The organism is Acinetobacter sp. TR11 (assembly GCF_027105035.1).
Classification (GTDB): Bacteria; Pseudomonadota; Gammaproteobacteria; order Pseudomonadales; family Moraxellaceae; genus Acinetobacter.
The window spans coordinates 2,216,134-2,233,268 of the sequence record NZ_CP114256.1 but is presented as its reverse complement, the minus strand read 5'-3'; the positions used below and the strand labels follow the sequence as shown (position 1 = coordinate 2,233,268).

Sequence of the window (17,135 nt, the reverse complement as noted above, 5' to 3'; positions counted from 1 at the left end):
TAGTATGGCAGAAGATATTGTTGAGGATTTGGGGCGTTGGGCAGAACAAAAAGCAAGGGAATTATTGGAATTAGAAAATTACCAATATGTAAATCAAAATTATCATTCTAGATATGGTGAAATTGATCTGATTGTAAAATCAGGTAAAGAGCTTGTTTTTGTTGAAGTAAAGGCTAGATCTTTAGGGAGTTATGCGACAGCTTGTGAAGTTATTACTCGTGCGCAACAACGTAAAATCATTAAAACAGCACAATTTTTTTTACAAAAACATCCTAATTATGATGATTTTGATTGTCGTTTTGATGTGATTTGTTTTGATTTTCCAAAGAAATTTGCAAAAACAGTACAACCAGATTTTTCCAAATTGCAGTATGATCAGCAATGGATTCAACATGCGTTTACTTTAGATTGAGTAATAATTTATTATTTTTTAAGATAAATGCCAAAGATTTAACAAGTTTGAAGATAGGGAGTCTTGCCAAGTGTTAAAACATTTAACGATTACGTTACTTTGTGCTGCAAGTTTATCAGGATGTGCGAGTTTTATTTCAGGTGGTACAGGAACTTCGCCGATTGGTACTGAAAGTGGTGAACGTAGTTTAGGGCAGGTTTTTATTGATTCCTCAATTAAACGCACTGCAAATATTAATTTGTATAAATTGGATCATCGCTTTAAGCAGTCACGAATCAATATTGAAAGTTTTCATAGTAATGTTTTATTAACAGGGCAAGTTCCTGATCCTTATTTGAAACAATTAGCAGAAGACAATTTAAGAGCGATGAGTGATGTAAAAGCTGTGCATAATTACATTACTGTTGGTGATAAAGTAAATTACAACACGATTATGCAGGATTCTACTGTGACTGCAAATACTCGTGGTTTGCTAATGAGAGCGCCTGTTGTATCTGACAGTAAAGTATTAATTCATACTGAAAATGGCATCCTTTATGTGATGGGGCGTTTAAATACCGCTGAGATAAGAGATTTAGATGATGTCTTACAAAAAGTTGGGAATGTGAGTAAAATCGTGACACTGATTGATAATATTGATCAACCATCTGGAACGGTAGCAAGTGCTACAGCAGCAACACCGATGATTGGTGGTGCTTCAACACAACCTTTAGTTGAAACTCCAGTTGCAATTGATCCCGATCAGACTGAACCAGCGACTATTACTCCGACTAAACCCTAATCTATGAAGCAACTTATTCAACAAGTACAAGAAAATGTTATACGGGCGAAAAACTTTTATCAGGAATTTCGCCTATATGATTTAGCAAGCTATTCGATGAATTATCTGACGCCAAAGGATACTTTTGAAAAAGAAGAACATCTTGCTTATGGATTAAAAGCTAGAAATCGACTGGATCTTTATCGAACAAAAAATCCCAAAAAACAAAGACCATTAATTGTTTTTGTACATGGTGGATCATGGCAACATGGTAATAAGAGAGATTATTTATTCATTGGTGAAACCTTTGCTCGAGAAGGTTTTGATGTTGCTGTGATTAATTATCAACTTGCTCCAGAGAATATCTTTCCAGCATTTGTCGATGATCTAGCACAAGCGATTCATTATTTGAATCAAAATAAAGCGAAGCTGAATATTTCAACTGATAACATCATTTTGATGGGACATTCTGCGGGTGCTTTTAATGTGATGTCTGTGGTGTATTCTGCTCAGCCTCAGCAATTTAAATATATCGATAATATTAAGGCAATTGTTGGCTTGGCTGGCCCGTATCATTTTGATTATAAAAATGATCCTTTATCTGAACATGCTTTTGATCAAAAAACATCGTATCAACAAGTGATGCCGTATTATTTTATTAATCCGAATAAGATTAAACATTATCTATTGATGGCTGAGAATGATCAGTTGGTTGGTAATCATAATAGTTTCGATCTTGATAAGGCATTGAGAGAAAAGGGTAATCATAGCCATGTGATGATTATTCCTAAGACTGGACACATTACCATTGTGGCGACTTTGGCCAGTTTTGTAAGTCATTACTTCAAAACCAAGCGAACGATTTTGCATTTCTTAGATGAAGCTTTAGAAGAGTAAATAAAAAAGCATCTTGATTAAGATGCTTTTTTATTCTCTACGATTTGCATAATCATTGCATGTGCAATACTACCTTTAAATGGAGTTTCAGGTAGTTGATCAAACTTAAAGAATTGAGCTTCGCTAATTTCTTCCACTTGTAATTGAATATCACCTGAATCATATTCAGCATGAAAAGCAATCATTAAATTACTTGGAAATGGCCACGGTTGGCTCGACATATAACGAATATTTTTTAGTTTTAAACCGACTTCTTCAAAAGCCTCTCGTTGCACAGCTTCTTCTAATGTTTCACCGACTTCAACAAATCCGGCAATTAGACCGTACATATTACTTTTATTATGCGCTGATTTCGCAAGTAAGATTTCATCATCACCTTTGGTAATGATTGTAATAATACAAGGTTGAACGCGAGGATATTGATGATAGCCACAAGCAGGGCAAACCATTGCATATTCTTTGGCGTGAATTTCAGTCATATGACCGCAATGGCTACAGAATTTATGGTTACGTCGCCATTCTAATAGTTGAACTGCTCGACTGGCTTGAAGGAATTCTGTAGTTGACCATGACTGAATCAATTCACGGATTGGAACGAGCTGATAGCCATCGGGAATGGCTTCATTTTCAAGTAGATCCCGCGCGATAACGTGATCATTATGATTCAAGGGTAAATCACTTGCTAACTTTTCAACTTCTGGCAATTGAAGATTTTGGTCGACTAGCAGTTTTTGGTGTTGAAAAATATAAGCAAGTGATAGTTGAGTCATTATGCGGCTATGTTCTGTAATTGCTGACTGCTTGATAATGCCACATCAAACATAGATTGCAATACAGGTTGCTTATTGTTCAGGTTATCAACGAGTAAATCTAAACTAGCAACAACATTTAGAATGCAGTTAATTTGCTCAGCATCAATCGCTTCATTTTGATTCAAACGATGCTGTGCAAAATGTGCTGCACCTAACAGTGCAGTTTGTTGAGCAGAGCTACCTAAGAATAACGCAGCGCCTGATAACTCATTCAGATATACAGGAAGGGCTTCTAATGTATTAGCTGTTGGATCTTGTACATACAAACTTAAGGTTTGAGTCAATGTTTCAATCAAAATCTTAGTTTCAGTCAACAATGCTCGATGAGCTTCATCTAAACGATCTAAAGAAATTTGCATATTATTGACGCGTAATTGTAAACGACTTGAAGTGTAATTACGCTCTAAGATACCGATTGAATTCATTGATGCCAAAATACTATTCATTAACTGTTGAATAGAAGTTGCATCAGTTAATGTATTCGGTTGACTCAATTTTTCAGCTTGCTGAGTTAATTCTTTCGCTGCTTCATTTAAGTTAAGTACCTTAAATACATTAGAAAGTTGAGTTAACTTTTGCTGTAGTTCTTGGGTTTTTTCAGCTGACATATTTTGATGGTTATACTCAATTTCATTACGAATTTGAGCCATTTCATTTGTTATTAATTGACTGATTGTATGTACCGTTTCATAGTCAGGACCGTATAAATGACGACTCAAAACTTGAAGTTGAGTATCACTGAGTAATTCATCACCAATGTTCAATTGTTGACGAATATGTTGTGATAAATCATCTTCTTGACTGATGCAGATCGTCAAAATATCTGCCAAATCAGCAATACTGTTTTGATAAGTTGTTGGTTGAGCCAAGAATTTTGCAATATTCGTTTCGATTTGAATAAGGGTGCGTAAACGTGCTTCTGTAATCAAAAGCTCATCAATATGTCCTAAGCCTACATTGACCAATTGCCAATATTGTTGGCTCGGTAGATTGTTGGCTAAACCTGCAAGGTAAACACCAACGAGTTTAATTCCTTGTAAATCGAGAGGAGATTCACTTTGTTTAATCAGCTTGTTTAAGCATAATTTATAAAGTTGGTGGATATACTTCGATTGTTCCAAGCTTGGTGCTTGTGGCAAATTGAAATTCGGTGTCATGAAGTCCAAGAAAGGTTGCAGAGCTTGTCCTTCTTTGGTGATCGGTTTCCCCAGTGCTTTTTCTAAACGATTGAGTGTATCTGTTAAGAACTGAGGCACTCTTACTTCACGTAAACAAATAAATTCCATATAGCGTTTTAACATCGTTGTACCTTCACTGAGAGCAACGACATCGCTAGTTTTAATTTGTTGAGGTTGAGCCATGATTTGGCGCATAAGCTCAGCTGAATATTGAGTGATTTGTGCTACATGAGGTATATCAATTAATGCAAGTACTTGTGTGCATTGTTCGAACTGATTAAGTGCGTCATCAATACCAAAAGGCAATGCTTGTTCTTCGGCAAGCGTATTGACTGCTGTCTCCACCAATTTAATCGAATTATCGATCTCATTTTTTATTATTAATAATGCAGTTGGGTCGAAATGAATCGAGGTTTGGTAAGACATATGACCTACACCTTTCCTAAGTTGTTATATCCATGAACCTCCTAGAATAGGAGGTAAAATCATTAACAGTTAATATAACTTAAGTTTTAAAACTTGAAATACAAAAAATTACACTCAACAGCAAATTTATTTTGCAAAAAGGCAAGCGTTTCCATGTTTTTGCTCAAATTGTTTGACCCAAGTCTCATGTTCATTTAGTTCATGTTCTGATGGATAGATAATTGGTAAATCTACTTCGATACGAGAACGAGTGGTTTTATTTTGGTTTTGTTCATTTTGTGAAAGGGCATCCATATCAAAAGAAACTTGTCCACCCGTCATTGCGAGATAAACATCAGCCAAAATTTCAGCATCGAGTAACGCACCATGGAAGGTACGATCACGTGCAGGAATTTCATAACGGCGAACTAAAGCGTCTAAAGAGTTCTTTTGCCCAGGATGTTTATTTTTAGCTAAAGCCAGTGTATCTGTAACTTCGCAAACATCTGATAATAATGGCAGCCCAGCACGTTTGAACTCCATATTTAGGAAGTTCATATCGAATGTCGCGTTATGCGCAATAATTTCAGCGCCCTGTAAAAAATTAAACAGTGTGTCAGCAATTTCTGCATATTTAGGTTTATCCTGCAAAAACTCGTCGCTGATACCGTGAATATCCTCAGAGTCACCTACAGGTTTTTCTGGATTGATATAAATATGAATTGAGCTTCCCGTAAGTTTACGATTGATCATTTCAATCGCACCAACCTCAATAATACGGTCACCATCTTGGAAATAGAAACCTGTAGTTTCGGTATCCAGAATAAGTTGGCGAGGGCCTTGCAACTGAACTTTTGCCTCAGTAATAACAATCTGAGGGTGAGCTGTCGTTGTTGATGTATTTGGGCTTGCTGAGTGACTTAGTACAGCTACATCAGGATTACTTTCTTCGATACTGAACTCTTCGACTTCTTCAACCAAGTTATCGATATCTTCATCAAGGTCGAGACCAAATGGATCATCTAATAACCAGTCGGATTCAGGCTTTTTTGTATCAGCGTTAGCCTGCACGAGAGATTTCATTTGTTTGGCCGTTTGTTCGGCACCGAGATTGGCCAATTGATCAGCCATTTCATTACCAGCATGTCCCGCATGCCCTTTGATCCAATTCCATTCAATTTCTCGGTTAGCGCAGACAGCATCTAACTTTTTCCATAAATCAGGATTTTTAACATCTTTCCAATTTTTCTTTTTCCAACCATGAATCCATTCAGTAATACCTTGTTTAACGTAATTGGAATCTGTCCAAATAATCAAATGTGCATCTGTAGGGCAGAAACTTACGCCTTCAATCGCAGCTTGCAGTTCCATTCTGTTATTGGTTGTTTCAGGTTCTCCGCCACAAAGTTTATGTTCACCCTGTTCGGTAATGATATATGCACCCCAACCACCTAAACCTGGATTGCCTTTACATGCGCCATCAACATAAAGTGTGATTGTTTGAGACATAGTTGAACCTAAAGTTAAAAGTTTGTGTTGTATTGCGAGATTGCATTCATAAAAAACGATGTTTTATTTGAATGTACATGGCTAGAGTTTAGCACTCTAGCTAGATAAGTTATATTTTAAAGCTTAATTCGGGTGTTGAACGGTTACAAAACTCATATTTTTTAATTTCTTGTAACATTTCCATGCAAATCACGTTAAATTATTGCCTTGTCTAAGTGACATGCTTTACTACAATGGCAAATCAAAGAAATAAACTAGCGTGAGTTGACTGGAAGTTTTTATGTATAAATCGAACACATTGGTGCTGCGAACATCTGCAACATCATTATTCAAAATCACTGTACTCACTTCTGCTCTAACTGCGTTGGGAATCACGACAGGTTGTTCCTCAACTCCACAGTCAAATAAAGTATCCTCATCTAAGCAAGTTGGTTCAGGTTATTTGGATGCAAGTAGTTTAGATTCTTTAGAAGATTTATTATCAGCTACCGATATGCGCGCTGTTGAAGGTGATCGTTTATTGGTACTGAAGCACGGTGATGTGTGGAAGCGAATGACGGTTGGATTCAAAATGGATTTAAACCATTGGGATTCTCGTATTGAAGCACAACGTAGTTGGTTTATTTCTCGTCAACCATATTTAGATCGCTTAAGCGCGCGTGCCAGTCGTTATTTGTATCACACGGTTAAAGAAGCTGAACGTCGTGGTATGCCAACCGAATTGGCTTTACTTCCTGTTATTGAAAGTTCTTATGACCCGGCTGCAACCAGTAGTGCAGCAGCAGCAGGTCTATGGCAATTTATCCCAAGTACGGGACGTATTTATGGTTTGCAGCAAACCAGTTTATATGATGGTCGCCGTGATGTGGTTGAGTCGACGCGTGCTGCTTATGAATTTTTAGGGAGTTTATATAATCAATTTGGTTCATGGGAATTGGCTTTGGCTGCTTATAATGCAGGGCCGGGTCGCATTCAACAAGCCATTAACCGTAATCGTGCGGCAGGCTTGCCAACAGATTATTGGTCATTAAAGCTCCCACAAGAAACCATGAACTATGTACCGCGCTTTTTAGCGGTAGCGCAGATTATTAAAAATCCAAGTGCATATGGTGTTGCGTTACCTCCAATTGCGAACCGACCTCACTTTCGTGAAGTAGGTCTGGCTGGGCCTTTAGAATTGAATCAAATTGCTTCGATTACAGGTTTAAGTCGTGCTGAACTCTATGCATTAAACCCTGCACATCGTGGAGAAATGGTTGACTCAACCAGTCCAATGCGCATTTTAATTCCCGCAGATTTAAGTCCGTCAGTTGATACGAAATTGCGTTCTGGAAAAGTCAGTTCAGGTGGTTTCTGGGCAAGCAATAGCCAACCACCTGCGATGAATAACCCATCGAATGTGGTTACGACAACAGTTCGTACAACAACCAACTCTGGTCAGACGATTACACCGTCAACTAAGACACCACCGCCTTTAACAGCAAGTAATACAGTAGCAACGCGCCCAACAACATCAACGCTGACTAAAACTAATACACCAAAAGGTTCTGATGCATTAGCTTCATTTGCTGCTGCCGCCGATGTGCCTAGTGCCCCGCGTATTCCTGTTGCGATTACACCCGCAGAAAATGTAAAGCCAGTTAAGATTGAGCCACCGATTTCGGTTAAAGAGCGTGAACAAATTATTGCCGCTGTAAAAGAAACGGGCGAGAAGAAAACAGTTACTCAAGTATTAGAACCACAAGCGACACAAGCAGAAAAAGATCAAGTCGTTGCTGAAATCAAAGCGATTGCGCCACAAGGTACAGAAATTGTCGACCCATTTGATGGCAAGATTAAATTAACAGCAATTCAAACCAGCCAATCTGTTGCTGATCAGAAAGGAGTTGAGGTCAGCAAGGGCTTTGCGTATCCGAAAAACTTAGTTGAAGATGCGACAACTGCAAATAGTGAAGATGCGAAGCGCAATCAAGGAAAGCCGTATATTAAAACCGATACCGATGTGGTTGTGGTTGCACCGAAAGGCAAGCGTAGCACCTACGTTGTACTACCTGGCGATACCCTCGCATTCATTGCACAAAAGAACGGGGTGAATTGGCGTGATATCGCAACGTGGAACCAGATTGATCCAACAGGTACGTTATTTGTAGGTGCAAGCTTGTATTTGTATGATGCAAAGCCACAAGTGATTGAGACACCGAAAGTGGTTGAGCGCAAACCTGAGAGTTATGTGGTTCAATCAGGAGATAACCTCACCAATTTAGCAGCACGTTTTGATTTAAGCCTGAAACAGTTAGCTGACTATAATAATTTGTCAGTCACTGATAATTTATTTGTTGGGCAAAAATTATCGTTAAAAGAACCAAAAAATAATACACGTAATACTCCAACGACTCCACCACAATCAACGCGTAGCACAGAAACGAAAGCATCTATTGCCCCGAAGGTTGCTACGAAGTCTTATACGGTGAAACGTGGTGAATATTTAAAGTTGATTGCTGATCGTTATGCTTTATCTAATCAAGAGCTGGCTGATTTAACCTCAGGTTTGACTGCGAATAGCAATTTGTCTGTGGGGCAAAAAATTAATGTACCACAGCATGAGGTCTCAAAAACTGAAGAAGTGGCTGAGCCTAAAAATACGGTTAAATATGAAAATGTAACTGCATCGAGTCATTATAAAACAGAGTCCTATATTGTACAGCGTGGTGATACTTTATCGAGTATCGCAACAAAATCTAAAATTACATTGAGTGAATTGGCTGAACTGAATAACCTGAAAACCAATAAAAGTGTGCGTTTAGGTCAGGTTTTAAAGATTCCAGCAGGTTCAACGATTCCTGAGCAGTATGTGGTGCAATCTGGTGATAGCTTAAATGCAATCGCCAGTAAATATGAGCTTACCGTGAATTATATTGCTGATCTAAATGGTTTGGAACGCACAGCAGGCGTTCGCGTTGGACAAAAGCTAAAACTCACAGGTGACGTGTCAAGCAAAAATAATGTGAGCAGTAATAGCAAGTCAAAAGATAAGGATAAGCAAGAAACTGCGCCAGATATTTATACAGTTAAATCTGGAGACACTTTAGGCAATATTGCGAGTCGCTATTATTTACAACTGGATTATGTGACCGCTTTAAATGGCTTATCTCGTGGTAGTAGCGTTCGTGTGGGTCAAAAACTGAAACTCACAGGTGATGTACCAAAAGCAGAAACAGCAAAAGCGGAAAATAGTAAGAATAGTTCAAAGTCAGTGCCAAGCAAGAATACTGAAAAATATACGGTTAAAGCAGGCGAGTCTTTGAATAGTATTGCAAGCCGTTTTGGTTTGTCAGGTCGTGAATTAGCAGAGTTAAATGATCTGAAAGCCAATGCAAGTTTACAACGTGGTCAAAGTATTTCTGTCCCTAAAACAGTGACTGAATATAAAGTAAAACGTGGTGATACTTTGATTGGTTTAGCAAGTAAATATGGGATGGATACCAGTGCGCTTGCTGAAATGAATGATCTCACTCCAAGTACTCAATTGCGGATTGGTGATGTGATTAAAGTACCAAATCTGTAATTGTTAATGAATTCATTTGTTTTATTTAAAAGGCTTAGTCTATTTTATGGATTAAGCCTTTTTGTTCAGCTTTCATTTGCGACGATGCAGACCACACCTTATTTAGCCATTCATGTTCAACCCAAATATGCAAAGTTGAGTTCGATGCCTTATGCCAATCCGAATGCGCCAAAAGGTGGAATCCTTAGCCAATCTAGCTTGGGGACATTCGATAATTTAAATAGCATGAATGGCAAAGGGAGTTCTACTGAAGGGGTGAATTATCTTTTTGATAGTTTAATGGATCGTGCTTTAGATGAGCCACGCGTCATGTACCCGTTACTCGCAGAGAAGGTGAGTTATGATCCTGATCATCTTAAAGATGTGACCTTTCATTTAAATCCTCAAGCCCGTTTTAACAATGGTCAGCCTTTGACCGCAGAAGATGTTAAATTCACCTTTGATACCTACCAAACGAAAGCCAATTTAGGTTTTCAAATGTATTTGTCTGATTTAGCAAAAACAGAAGTGATTTCTAAGTATCAGGTCAAATTTATTTTTAAGTCCAAGAACAATGTGGAAATGCCACTGATTCTGGCGAGTCTACCGATCTATTCAAAATTGGATTGGAAAAATAAAGATTTTACGCGTGTGACACTACAACCGATTGTCGGTTCAGGGCCTTATATTGTTGATCGAATTGATGCAGGGCGGAGTATCACCTATAAACGCAGTCCGAACTATTGGGCAAAAGATTTGCCTGTCAATAAAGGACGTTATAATTTTGATCGACTCAAATATGTGTATTATCGGAATTTAGACGTCAGTTTTGAGGGTTTTAAATCTCGACAATTCAATTTGTATGAAGAAAAAAATATCCGAAATTGGGTTACAGCTTATCATTTTCCCGCCGTGCAAGCAGGTCAGATCAAAAAATACAAAGCACGTTTGGGGACACCACTCGATATTCAAAGCTTGGTATTTAATATTCGTCGTTCACCACTGAATGATATTCATCTTCGTAAAGCACTTACGTATGCTTATGATTTTGAATGGCAAAATAAGGCTTTATTCTTTAATCAAAATTGGCGTTTGCAAAGCTATTTTGATAATACAGATTTGGCTGCAACAGGTCGACCCAGTGCTAAAGAGTTAAAAGTACTGAAACCTTTCTTCGCTCAACTAAATTCAGTCATGCGACAGGGGCTTTTAGCCGATTGGCATTATCCTATTTCGGATGCGAGTGGTTTTAATCGGCAGAATTTATTGGTTGCACAACAGATTTTAAAAGATGCAGGTTATGTAATTCGTCGTAATCAGTTATATGATCGACAGGGTAAAGCGGTTCGTATTGAATTATTAATGCAGCAAGAAAATCCACAACGTGAGTTGATGCCTTTTGTGCGTAATTTGAATCGTTTAGGAATCCAAGTCAATCTTAGACAGGTGGATGTTCCACAATATATGGAGCGAATCCGCCACCAAGATTTTGATATGATGATGTTGAAATTGCCACAAACTTTGACACCTGGTAAGGAGCAAGCCCAGTTTTGGGGGAGTGCTGCTGCGGATGAAGCAGGAAATTATAACTATTCAGGGATAAAGAACCCAGCAATTGATCAGATGATCGAGAAAATTGTGGCAGCCAAAAGCCGTGAAGATGTGGTGCTCTATACACATGTACTCGATCGTTTATTACGCGCAGGTTATTATCAAATTCTGACCTATGGTAAACCTGAGCGATGGTTTGCTTATTGGGATATCTATCAGCAACCTCAAATTAAACCGAAGCTTTCTATAGGATGGGAATATTGGTGGGTGGATGGAACGAAAGCGAAGAAACTCGACCAACCTATACGAAAATCTGACTTAAAATAATTAAGGATCTTATTAGATGGTTCACTATATTCTGAAAAGAATGTTATTGATGATCCCAACTTTATTTTTCATTTTATTGATTAATTTTACGATTGTGCAAATTGCACCAGGTGGCCCTGTCGAACAAGCCATTCAGCAAATTCAGAATGCGCAAGGTTTAGGTGTTGGGAATAATGCCCAATCCAGTTTGAGTACCTTGGCTCAATATCAAGGGGCGCGTGGGTTAAGTCCAGAGATGATTGAAAAGATCAAAGCACAGTATGGTTTTGATCGTCCTGCATATGAACGTTTTTGGTTAATGCTCAAGGGCTATCTCACCTTGGATTTTGGCACCAGTTTTTTTAAAGATAAACCTGTAACACAACTGCTCTATGAAAAGTTGCCTGTCACGCTGTCTTTGGGAATATGGAGTACTTTTCTCATTTATTTGATTGCGATCCCACTGGGAATTAAAAAAGCCAAAAACAATGGTTTACTGTTTGATCAATCTACTTCGTTATTACTTGCGGTGAGTTATGCCATTCCATCATTTGTCTTTGCCATTCTGCTCATCGTTTTTTTTGCTGGGGGCAGTTATCTACAATGGTTTCCATTACAAGGGTTGGTCTCTGAAAACTTTACTCAACTCAGCCTATTGGCAAAAATAAAAGACTATCTATGGCACATGAGTTTACCGATTCTGAGTATGGTATTGGGGAGTTTTGCTGCACGAACCTATCTGACCAAATATTCTTTTGTAGAAGAATTAAAGAAACCGTATGTTCTGACGGCACGATCAAAAGGTTTAAATGACAATCAGGTACTTTATGGGCATGTTTTTCGTAATGCGATTTTGGTGGTGGTTGCAGCTTTACCCGAAGCATTGGTCGGTATTTTCTTTGTCGGCAATTTATTTATCGAAATTATTTTTAATCTCGATGGGATTGGTTTATTGGGTTTTGAGGCGATCACCCAACGTGATTATCCTGTGATTTTTGGAACCTTATTTTTATTTACCTTATTTGGAATGATCTTACGTTTAATTGGCGATTTGCTCTATCAAATGATTGACCCTCGGATTGATTTTGAAGCGAGAGGTGGAACATGATGTCACCGCTGATGCGCGCACGATTTCACCGTTTTAGACAAAATAAATTGGGTGTCCGTTGTCTCATTCTATTTTTAATCATTTTTATTTTGTCATTATTTGCGGAATTGATCGCCAACGATAAACCTTTGTTGGTTCGTTATCAGCAGTCCTTGTATTTTCCTATTTTTAAAGATTATCCAGAAACCACGTTTGGTGGTGTTTTTGAAACGGCGACAGATTATCAAGACCCTGCGGTAAAACAGCTGATTCAGAATCAAGGATGGATGATTTCTCCACTCGTTGCATTTTCTTATCAGTCACCAAATCTTTCGCTTACTGTACCAGTTCCCTCCAAACCGAGTTCACAAAATTGGCTTGGAACAGATGATCAGGGACGAGATGTATTCGCTCGTATTCTCTACGGTTTGCGTGTTTCTCTCCTATTTGGATTTGCTCTGACACTTTGTTCCGCTGTGATCGGTGTTATTGTCGGTGCAATACAAGGCTATTATGGGGGATGGATTGACTTGATTGGGCAGAGGATTCTGGAAGTGTGGGGTGGTTTACCTATGCTTTTTATCGTCATGATTTTGGTCAGTATGTTTAGCCCTAGTGTGTATTGGTTGTTTTTGATCATGTTGTTGTTTGGTTGGACAGAGTTAGTGGGATTAGTCAGAGCAGAGTTTTTACGTGCCCGAAATTTTGACTATGTTCGTGCGGCTCAAGCATTAGGTGTTCGTGATCATCAAATTATCTTTAAGCATATTTTACCCAATGCCATGAGTTCTAGCTTGTCGCAAATACCTTTTATGTTGACCGCCAATATTATCGCTTTAACTGCATTGGATTTTCTGGGTTATGGTTTACCTGCTGATGCCGCTTCACTTGGGGAGTTGTTATTGCAAGGCAAAAATAATCTCGATGCACCTTGGCTGGTGCTTTCAGGATTCTTTACTTTGGCGATTGTATTGTCTTTATTGATTTATATTGGGGAGGCGGCACGTGATGCATTTGACCCAAGACGATAATACTGTTTCAAATCCAGCTTTATTAAGAGTTAAGCGACTCAGTATTCAAAATGAAACAGGACATCGTCTTGTGGAAGATTTGAGTTTTGATGTTTATCCTGCACAGACTGTTGCGATTGTGGGAGAAAGTGGGTCTGGTAAATCAATCAGTGCGTTAGCTTTATTGGGATTGTTACCTAATAATCTAACAGTACAAGGACAAGTTGAGTTTGCAGGTCAAGCGCTGTTGTCTTTAAGTCCAATTCAGTTACAGCAGATTCGAGGCAAGCGGATTGCCATTATTTTCCAAGAACCAATGACTGCGTTGAATCCTTTGCATCGTGTCGAAAAAATGATGGCTGAAAGCCTGATCTTGCAAGGTGTTTCTAAAGCGGATATTCGACAACAGACACTTTCTTTATTGCAGGATGTTGGGATTGCTGAAGCAGCGCAAATTCTTAAATGCTATCCACATGAGTTGTCGGGTGGGCAACGACAGCGTGTGATGTTGGCGATGGCTCTAGCTTTAGAGCCAGAGATTTTGATTGCGGACGAACCAACAACGGCTTTGGATGTTGTGTTGCAAGCTCAGATTCTCACGTTGTTAAAAAAACTCCAAGAGCAACGAAACATGGCGATGATTTTGATTAGCCATGATCTAAATCTTGTTAAGCAATATACAGATCATGTCGTTGTTCTGAATCAAGGTCACGTAGAAGAGCAGGGCAATACCATTGATATCTTTACACATCCTCAAACGGCATACACACGAAATTTACTTAATCATGATTTTGGACAAGCTCTATTAATAGCACCAAGTGAAAAATTACTTGAACTAAAAAATGTCACGGTCAAGTATCCTATCAAACGTGGTTTATTGAACCAAATTAAAACGTATAAAGTCGCAGCGGACTCAATAAATTTCAATTTGTCCAAAGGCGAGGCTTTGGGTATTGTTGGTGAGAGTGGTTCGGGAAAATCATCATTGGCTTTGGCAATTGCACGTTTGATTTCAAGTGAAGGAGAAATTTTCTTGCATTCCCATAACTTAAATCAACTCAATCAAAAACAACTTCGCACCCTACGCCGTGATTTTCAAATTGTATTCCAAGATCCATTTAGTAGCTTGAATCCTCGTATGTCTGTTGAGCAAATTATTGCGGAAGGGCTTCACCTTCAAAATATTACCAAGCAACGATCTGATGAGGAAATTGATGACGTTTTAACGAAAGTTGAACTCTCTTTGGAGGATAAAAACAAATATCCGCATCAACTTTCAGGTGGTCAACGACAAAGGGTCGCACTGGCACGCGCTTTGGTTTTAAAGCCTAAATTGATGATTTTGGATGAGCCGACTTCTGCATTAGATCGCAGCACTCAAATGGCGATGATTCAACTGTTACGCCGTTTGCAGCAACAAGAGCAGATCAGTTATGTGTTTATCAGTCATGACTTGCAAGTCATTAAAGCCTTGTGCCAAAAAGTCATGGTGATGCATCAGGCGAAAGTATTGGAATATCAAGCAACAGCACTTTTATTTAGTCAGCCTCAAACGGCGTATACCCGTCAATTGATTGCCGCGAGTGAATATTAGCATTGAAATTAAATTGACATGTGATATTGTCAGTTTATCGGAAGAACGCTTGACACTTACAATAATCAGATTAAATTAGAGTAAATACTCTAATTGAGACAGGGGATGACCATGAGTCAGATTGCAGACAGTATTCAAATTCGTAATACCACATTTAAAAACCGCATTATAAAAGGGGCAATGAGTGAAGCACTTGCTAATCACGAAGGGCAGCCAAATGAATTGCACATAGGCTTGTATGAGGCATGGGCAAAAGGCGGTTTAGGTTGTGCGATTACAGGCAATGTGATGGTCAATATTGCTGCCAAGAATGAACCTGGTGTGGTTGCGATTGAAACTGAACGTGACTTAGCAAAATTAAAGCAATGGGCTGATGTTGGTAAAAAATATGGCATGGTGCAATTAATTCAATTGTCTCACCCTGGTCGCCAATGTCCGAAAGGTTTGAATAAAGAAACTGTTGCACCATCAGCAGTTCCTTTTAGTCCCATGCTTGCAGCAATGTTTGGAACTCCCCGAGAACTTAAACATGAAGAAATCTTAGATATTATTCAACGTTTTGCAACAGCCGCAGCAGTGTGTGAAAAAGCAGGATTTGAAGGTGTGCAGCTTCATGGTGCGCATGGTTATCTGATTAGTCAATTTCTATCTCCATTAACCAATAAACGTACCGATCAATGGGGTGGTTCGATTGAGAACCGTATGCGTTTCTTGGTTGAAATTTATAAGGCTGTCCGTGCTGCAACATCAGAAAACTTTATCATTTCTGTGAAACTTAATTCAGCTGATTTCCAACGCGGTGGGATTACTGAGGAAGATGTCATTACCGTATTCAAAACCATTGATGAAGCTGGTATTGATATTATTGAAATCTCAGGTGGTACGTATGAAGCACCTGCAATGGCGGGTGCTAAAGCTGAATCACGTAAAGCCAGTACCATTGCACGAGAAGCTTATTTCTTAGAATTTGCTGAAAAGATTCGCCAACATGTGGCGTGTAAATTGATGGTAACGGGTGGTTTCCGTACAGTAGCAGGAATGAATGCAGCACTTCAAAGTGGTGCATGTGATTTTATTGGTATTGCACGTCCATTGGCAGTTGAAACTGATTTAACAGATCGTTTAATTGCAGGCAATGATGTACGTTATGCCGTGAATCAAATTAAAACAGGGATTCCTTTTGTCGATAAAATGGCAATCATGGAAATCATTTGGTATGCAGCACAATTCAAGGCCATTGGACAAGGTAAAAAACCAAATCCTAAATTGTCACCTTTAATTGTGTTTTTAAATTATGCAAAAGGCAATATTAAGGCTGTTGTTAAAGGTCGAGTCAATTCGCGTAAATCGGCATAACTGAATTACCACGCAATTGTCCAATAGGACTGAAATGTAGAAGCAGACCATTGCCCTTTAATTAAAGATTTTTTAAAGGCGGGTCTGTTTTCTATTTGGGCTAAATAACGCTGTATATGTTTAAATTGATGGTCATTTTGCGAGCAAGCCAGTAATGGAAACCACATCAAAATATCTGCAATCGTAAATTGATCTCCAGCAAACCATGAGTGATCTTTTAAATGCTTATCAATCATGGTCATTTGTTGCTGTAACGATGGATTTAAATAGCCTTGATCAAATCCATATTTTAAAAACTTTGAAACGAAGCGAACAGGAAATGGCGTACGTTGTACAATTTGGTGAAAAATTTGTTTGAGTAATAGGTCTGGAATAAATGTGGCTTCACAATAATTTTTCCAATAATAAAAACTTTGAAGTTGTGGTCCTAATAATTTACTTTGCTTTAACTGAGGATATAGATAAGACAAGTAATCAATAATCGCTGAAGTTTCGGCTAAGATAAAAATTTGCTCTTGATTTATTATTTCAACGGTAGGAAATTTTGATAATTGATGCGGTGTGTTTTTCTTTTCATCTACGTTTGAATGGTGGTTGATGACTAACTCGTAGGGAAGTCCTAATTCTTCTAAAAACCAAACGATGCGTTGAGAACGTGAATTTTGTAAGTGGAATAAACGGATTTGCATATTAGGTTTAAAATTATGGTTTTGA

General features: G+C 38.5%; 13 protein-coding genes. 9 read left to right on the top strand and 4 right to left on the bottom strand.

Annotated features, from left to right (window positions below; genetic code table 11):
- Positions 1-4 precede the first annotated feature (4 nt).
- The 3 genes from O1450_RS10650 (at position 5) to O1450_RS10640 (ending at position 2,069) form a co-directional block, all read left to right on the top strand.
- The gene (locus tag O1450_RS10650) at positions 5-412 is read left to right on the top strand and encodes a YraN family protein (RefSeq protein WP_269228386.1); all 408 of its coding nucleotides are present in this window, start codon (positions 5-7) and stop codon (positions 410-412) included.
- A gap of 70 nt (positions 413-482) precedes the next feature.
- Positions 483-1,193: a BON domain-containing protein gene (locus O1450_RS10645; protein ID WP_269228385.1), complete on the top strand. Its 711-nt coding sequence runs from the start codon at positions 483-485 to the stop codon at positions 1,191-1,193.
- 3 nt (positions 1,194-1,196) lie between these two features.
- Positions 1,197-2,069 (top strand): alpha/beta hydrolase, encoded by an 873-nt coding sequence (locus tag O1450_RS10640; protein ID WP_269228384.1) that lies wholly within the window; start codon positions 1,197-1,199, stop codon positions 2,067-2,069.
- A gap of 17 nt (positions 2,070-2,086) precedes the next feature.
- On the opposite strand, the gene nudC is transcribed toward O1450_RS10640, so the two are convergent.
- The 3 genes from nudC to dnaQ form a co-directional block, all read right to left on the bottom strand.
- Positions 2,087-2,839, bottom strand: a complete 753-nt coding sequence (nudC, locus tag O1450_RS10635) for an NAD(+) diphosphatase (protein WP_269228383.1) — start codon at positions 2,837-2,839, stop codon at positions 2,087-2,089.
- Positions 2,839-4,485, bottom strand: a complete 1,647-nt coding sequence (locus tag O1450_RS10630) for a chemotaxis protein (RefSeq protein WP_269228382.1) — start codon at positions 4,483-4,485, stop codon at positions 2,839-2,841. The genes nudC and O1450_RS10630 overlap by 1 nt, the downstream gene beginning before the upstream one ends.
- 126 nt (positions 4,486-4,611) lie before the next feature.
- Positions 4,612-5,973, bottom strand: coding sequence for a DNA polymerase III subunit epsilon (dnaQ, locus tag O1450_RS10625; protein WP_269228381.1), 1,362 nt, complete (start codon positions 5,971-5,973; stop codon positions 4,612-4,614).
- 280 nt (positions 5,974-6,253) lie between these two features.
- Between dnaQ and O1450_RS10620 the strand changes: the two genes are divergently transcribed.
- From O1450_RS10620 to O1450_RS10595, 6 genes are all read left to right on the top strand, one after another.
- The gene (locus O1450_RS10620; RefSeq protein WP_269228380.1) at positions 6,254-9,538 is read left to right on the top strand and encodes a lytic transglycosylase; all 3,285 of its coding nucleotides are present in this window, start codon (positions 6,254-6,256) and stop codon (positions 9,536-9,538) included.
- A 6-nt stretch (positions 9,539-9,544) separates the two neighbouring features.
- Positions 9,545-11,395: an extracellular solute-binding protein gene (locus tag O1450_RS10615; RefSeq protein WP_269228379.1), complete on the top strand. Its 1,851-nt coding sequence runs from the start codon at positions 9,545-9,547 to the stop codon at positions 11,393-11,395.
- Between the two features lie 16 nt (positions 11,396-11,411).
- On the top strand, positions 11,412-12,482 hold the full coding sequence (gene yejB / locus O1450_RS10610; protein ID WP_269228378.1) for a microcin C ABC transporter permease YejB: 1,071 nt from the start codon (positions 11,412-11,414) through the stop codon (positions 12,480-12,482).
- Positions 12,482-13,492: an ABC transporter permease gene (locus O1450_RS10605; RefSeq protein ID WP_269228377.1), complete on the top strand. Its 1,011-nt coding sequence runs from the start codon at positions 12,482-12,484 to the stop codon at positions 13,490-13,492. Before yejB ends, O1450_RS10605 begins: the two co-directional genes overlap by 1 nt.
- Positions 13,470-15,065 carry an ABC transporter ATP-binding protein gene (locus O1450_RS10600; protein ID WP_269230463.1) on the top strand — a complete coding sequence of 532 codons (1,596 nt, stop codon included), beginning with the start codon at positions 13,470-13,472 and terminating at the stop codon, positions 15,063-15,065. The genes O1450_RS10605 and O1450_RS10600 overlap by 23 nt, the downstream gene beginning before the upstream one ends.
- Positions 15,066-15,176: 111 nt before the next feature.
- Positions 15,177-16,421 (top strand): NADH:flavin oxidoreductase/NADH oxidase family protein, encoded by a 1,245-nt coding sequence (locus O1450_RS10595; RefSeq protein ID WP_269228376.1) that lies wholly within the window; start codon positions 15,177-15,179, stop codon positions 16,419-16,421.
- Between the two features lie 5 nt (positions 16,422-16,426).
- On the opposite strand, the gene O1450_RS10590 is transcribed toward O1450_RS10595, so the two are convergent.
- The gene (locus O1450_RS10590) at positions 16,427-17,110 is read right to left on the bottom strand and encodes a glutathione binding-like protein (protein WP_269228375.1); all 684 of its coding nucleotides are present in this window, start codon (positions 17,108-17,110) and stop codon (positions 16,427-16,429) included.
- Between the last annotated feature and the right edge of the window lie 25 nt (positions 17,111-17,135).

Excerpts from the sequence above, each read along its gene's own strand:
- O1450_RS10650 (WP_269228386.1), top strand. The coding sequence starts at position 5 with ATGGCAGAAGATATTGTTGAGGATTTGGGGCGTTGGGCAGAACAAAAA.
- O1450_RS10640 (WP_269228384.1), top strand. The coding sequence starts at position 1,197 with ATGAAGCAACTTATTCAACAAGTACAAGAAAATGTTATACGGGCGAAA.
- nudC (WP_269228383.1), bottom strand. The coding sequence starts at position 2,839 with ATGACTCAACTATCACTTGCTTATATTTTTCAACACCAAAAACTGCTA.
- O1450_RS10630 (WP_269228382.1), bottom strand. The coding sequence starts at position 4,485 with ATGTCTTACCAAACCTCGATTCATTTCGACCCAACTGCATTATTAATA.
- dnaQ (WP_269228381.1), bottom strand. The coding sequence starts at position 5,973 with ATGTCTCAAACAATCACACTTTATGTTGATGGCGCATGTAAAGGCAAT.
- O1450_RS10620 (WP_269228380.1), top strand. The coding sequence starts at position 6,254 with ATGTATAAATCGAACACATTGGTGCTGCGAACATCTGCAACATCATTA.
- O1450_RS10615 (WP_269228379.1), top strand. The coding sequence starts at position 9,545 with ATGAATTCATTTGTTTTATTTAAAAGGCTTAGTCTATTTTATGGATTA.
- yejB (WP_269228378.1), top strand. The coding sequence starts at position 11,412 with ATGGTTCACTATATTCTGAAAAGAATGTTATTGATGATCCCAACTTTA.
- O1450_RS10605 (WP_269228377.1), top strand. The coding sequence starts at position 12,482 with ATGTCACCGCTGATGCGCGCACGATTTCACCGTTTTAGACAAAATAAA.
- O1450_RS10600 (WP_269230463.1), top strand. The coding sequence starts at position 13,470 with ATGCATTTGACCCAAGACGATAATACTGTTTCAAATCCAGCTTTATTA.
- O1450_RS10595 (WP_269228376.1), top strand. The coding sequence starts at position 15,177 with ATGAGTCAGATTGCAGACAGTATTCAAATTCGTAATACCACATTTAAA.
- O1450_RS10590 (WP_269228375.1), bottom strand. The coding sequence starts at position 17,110 with ATGCAAATCCGTTTATTCCACTTACAAAATTCACGTTCTCAACGCATC.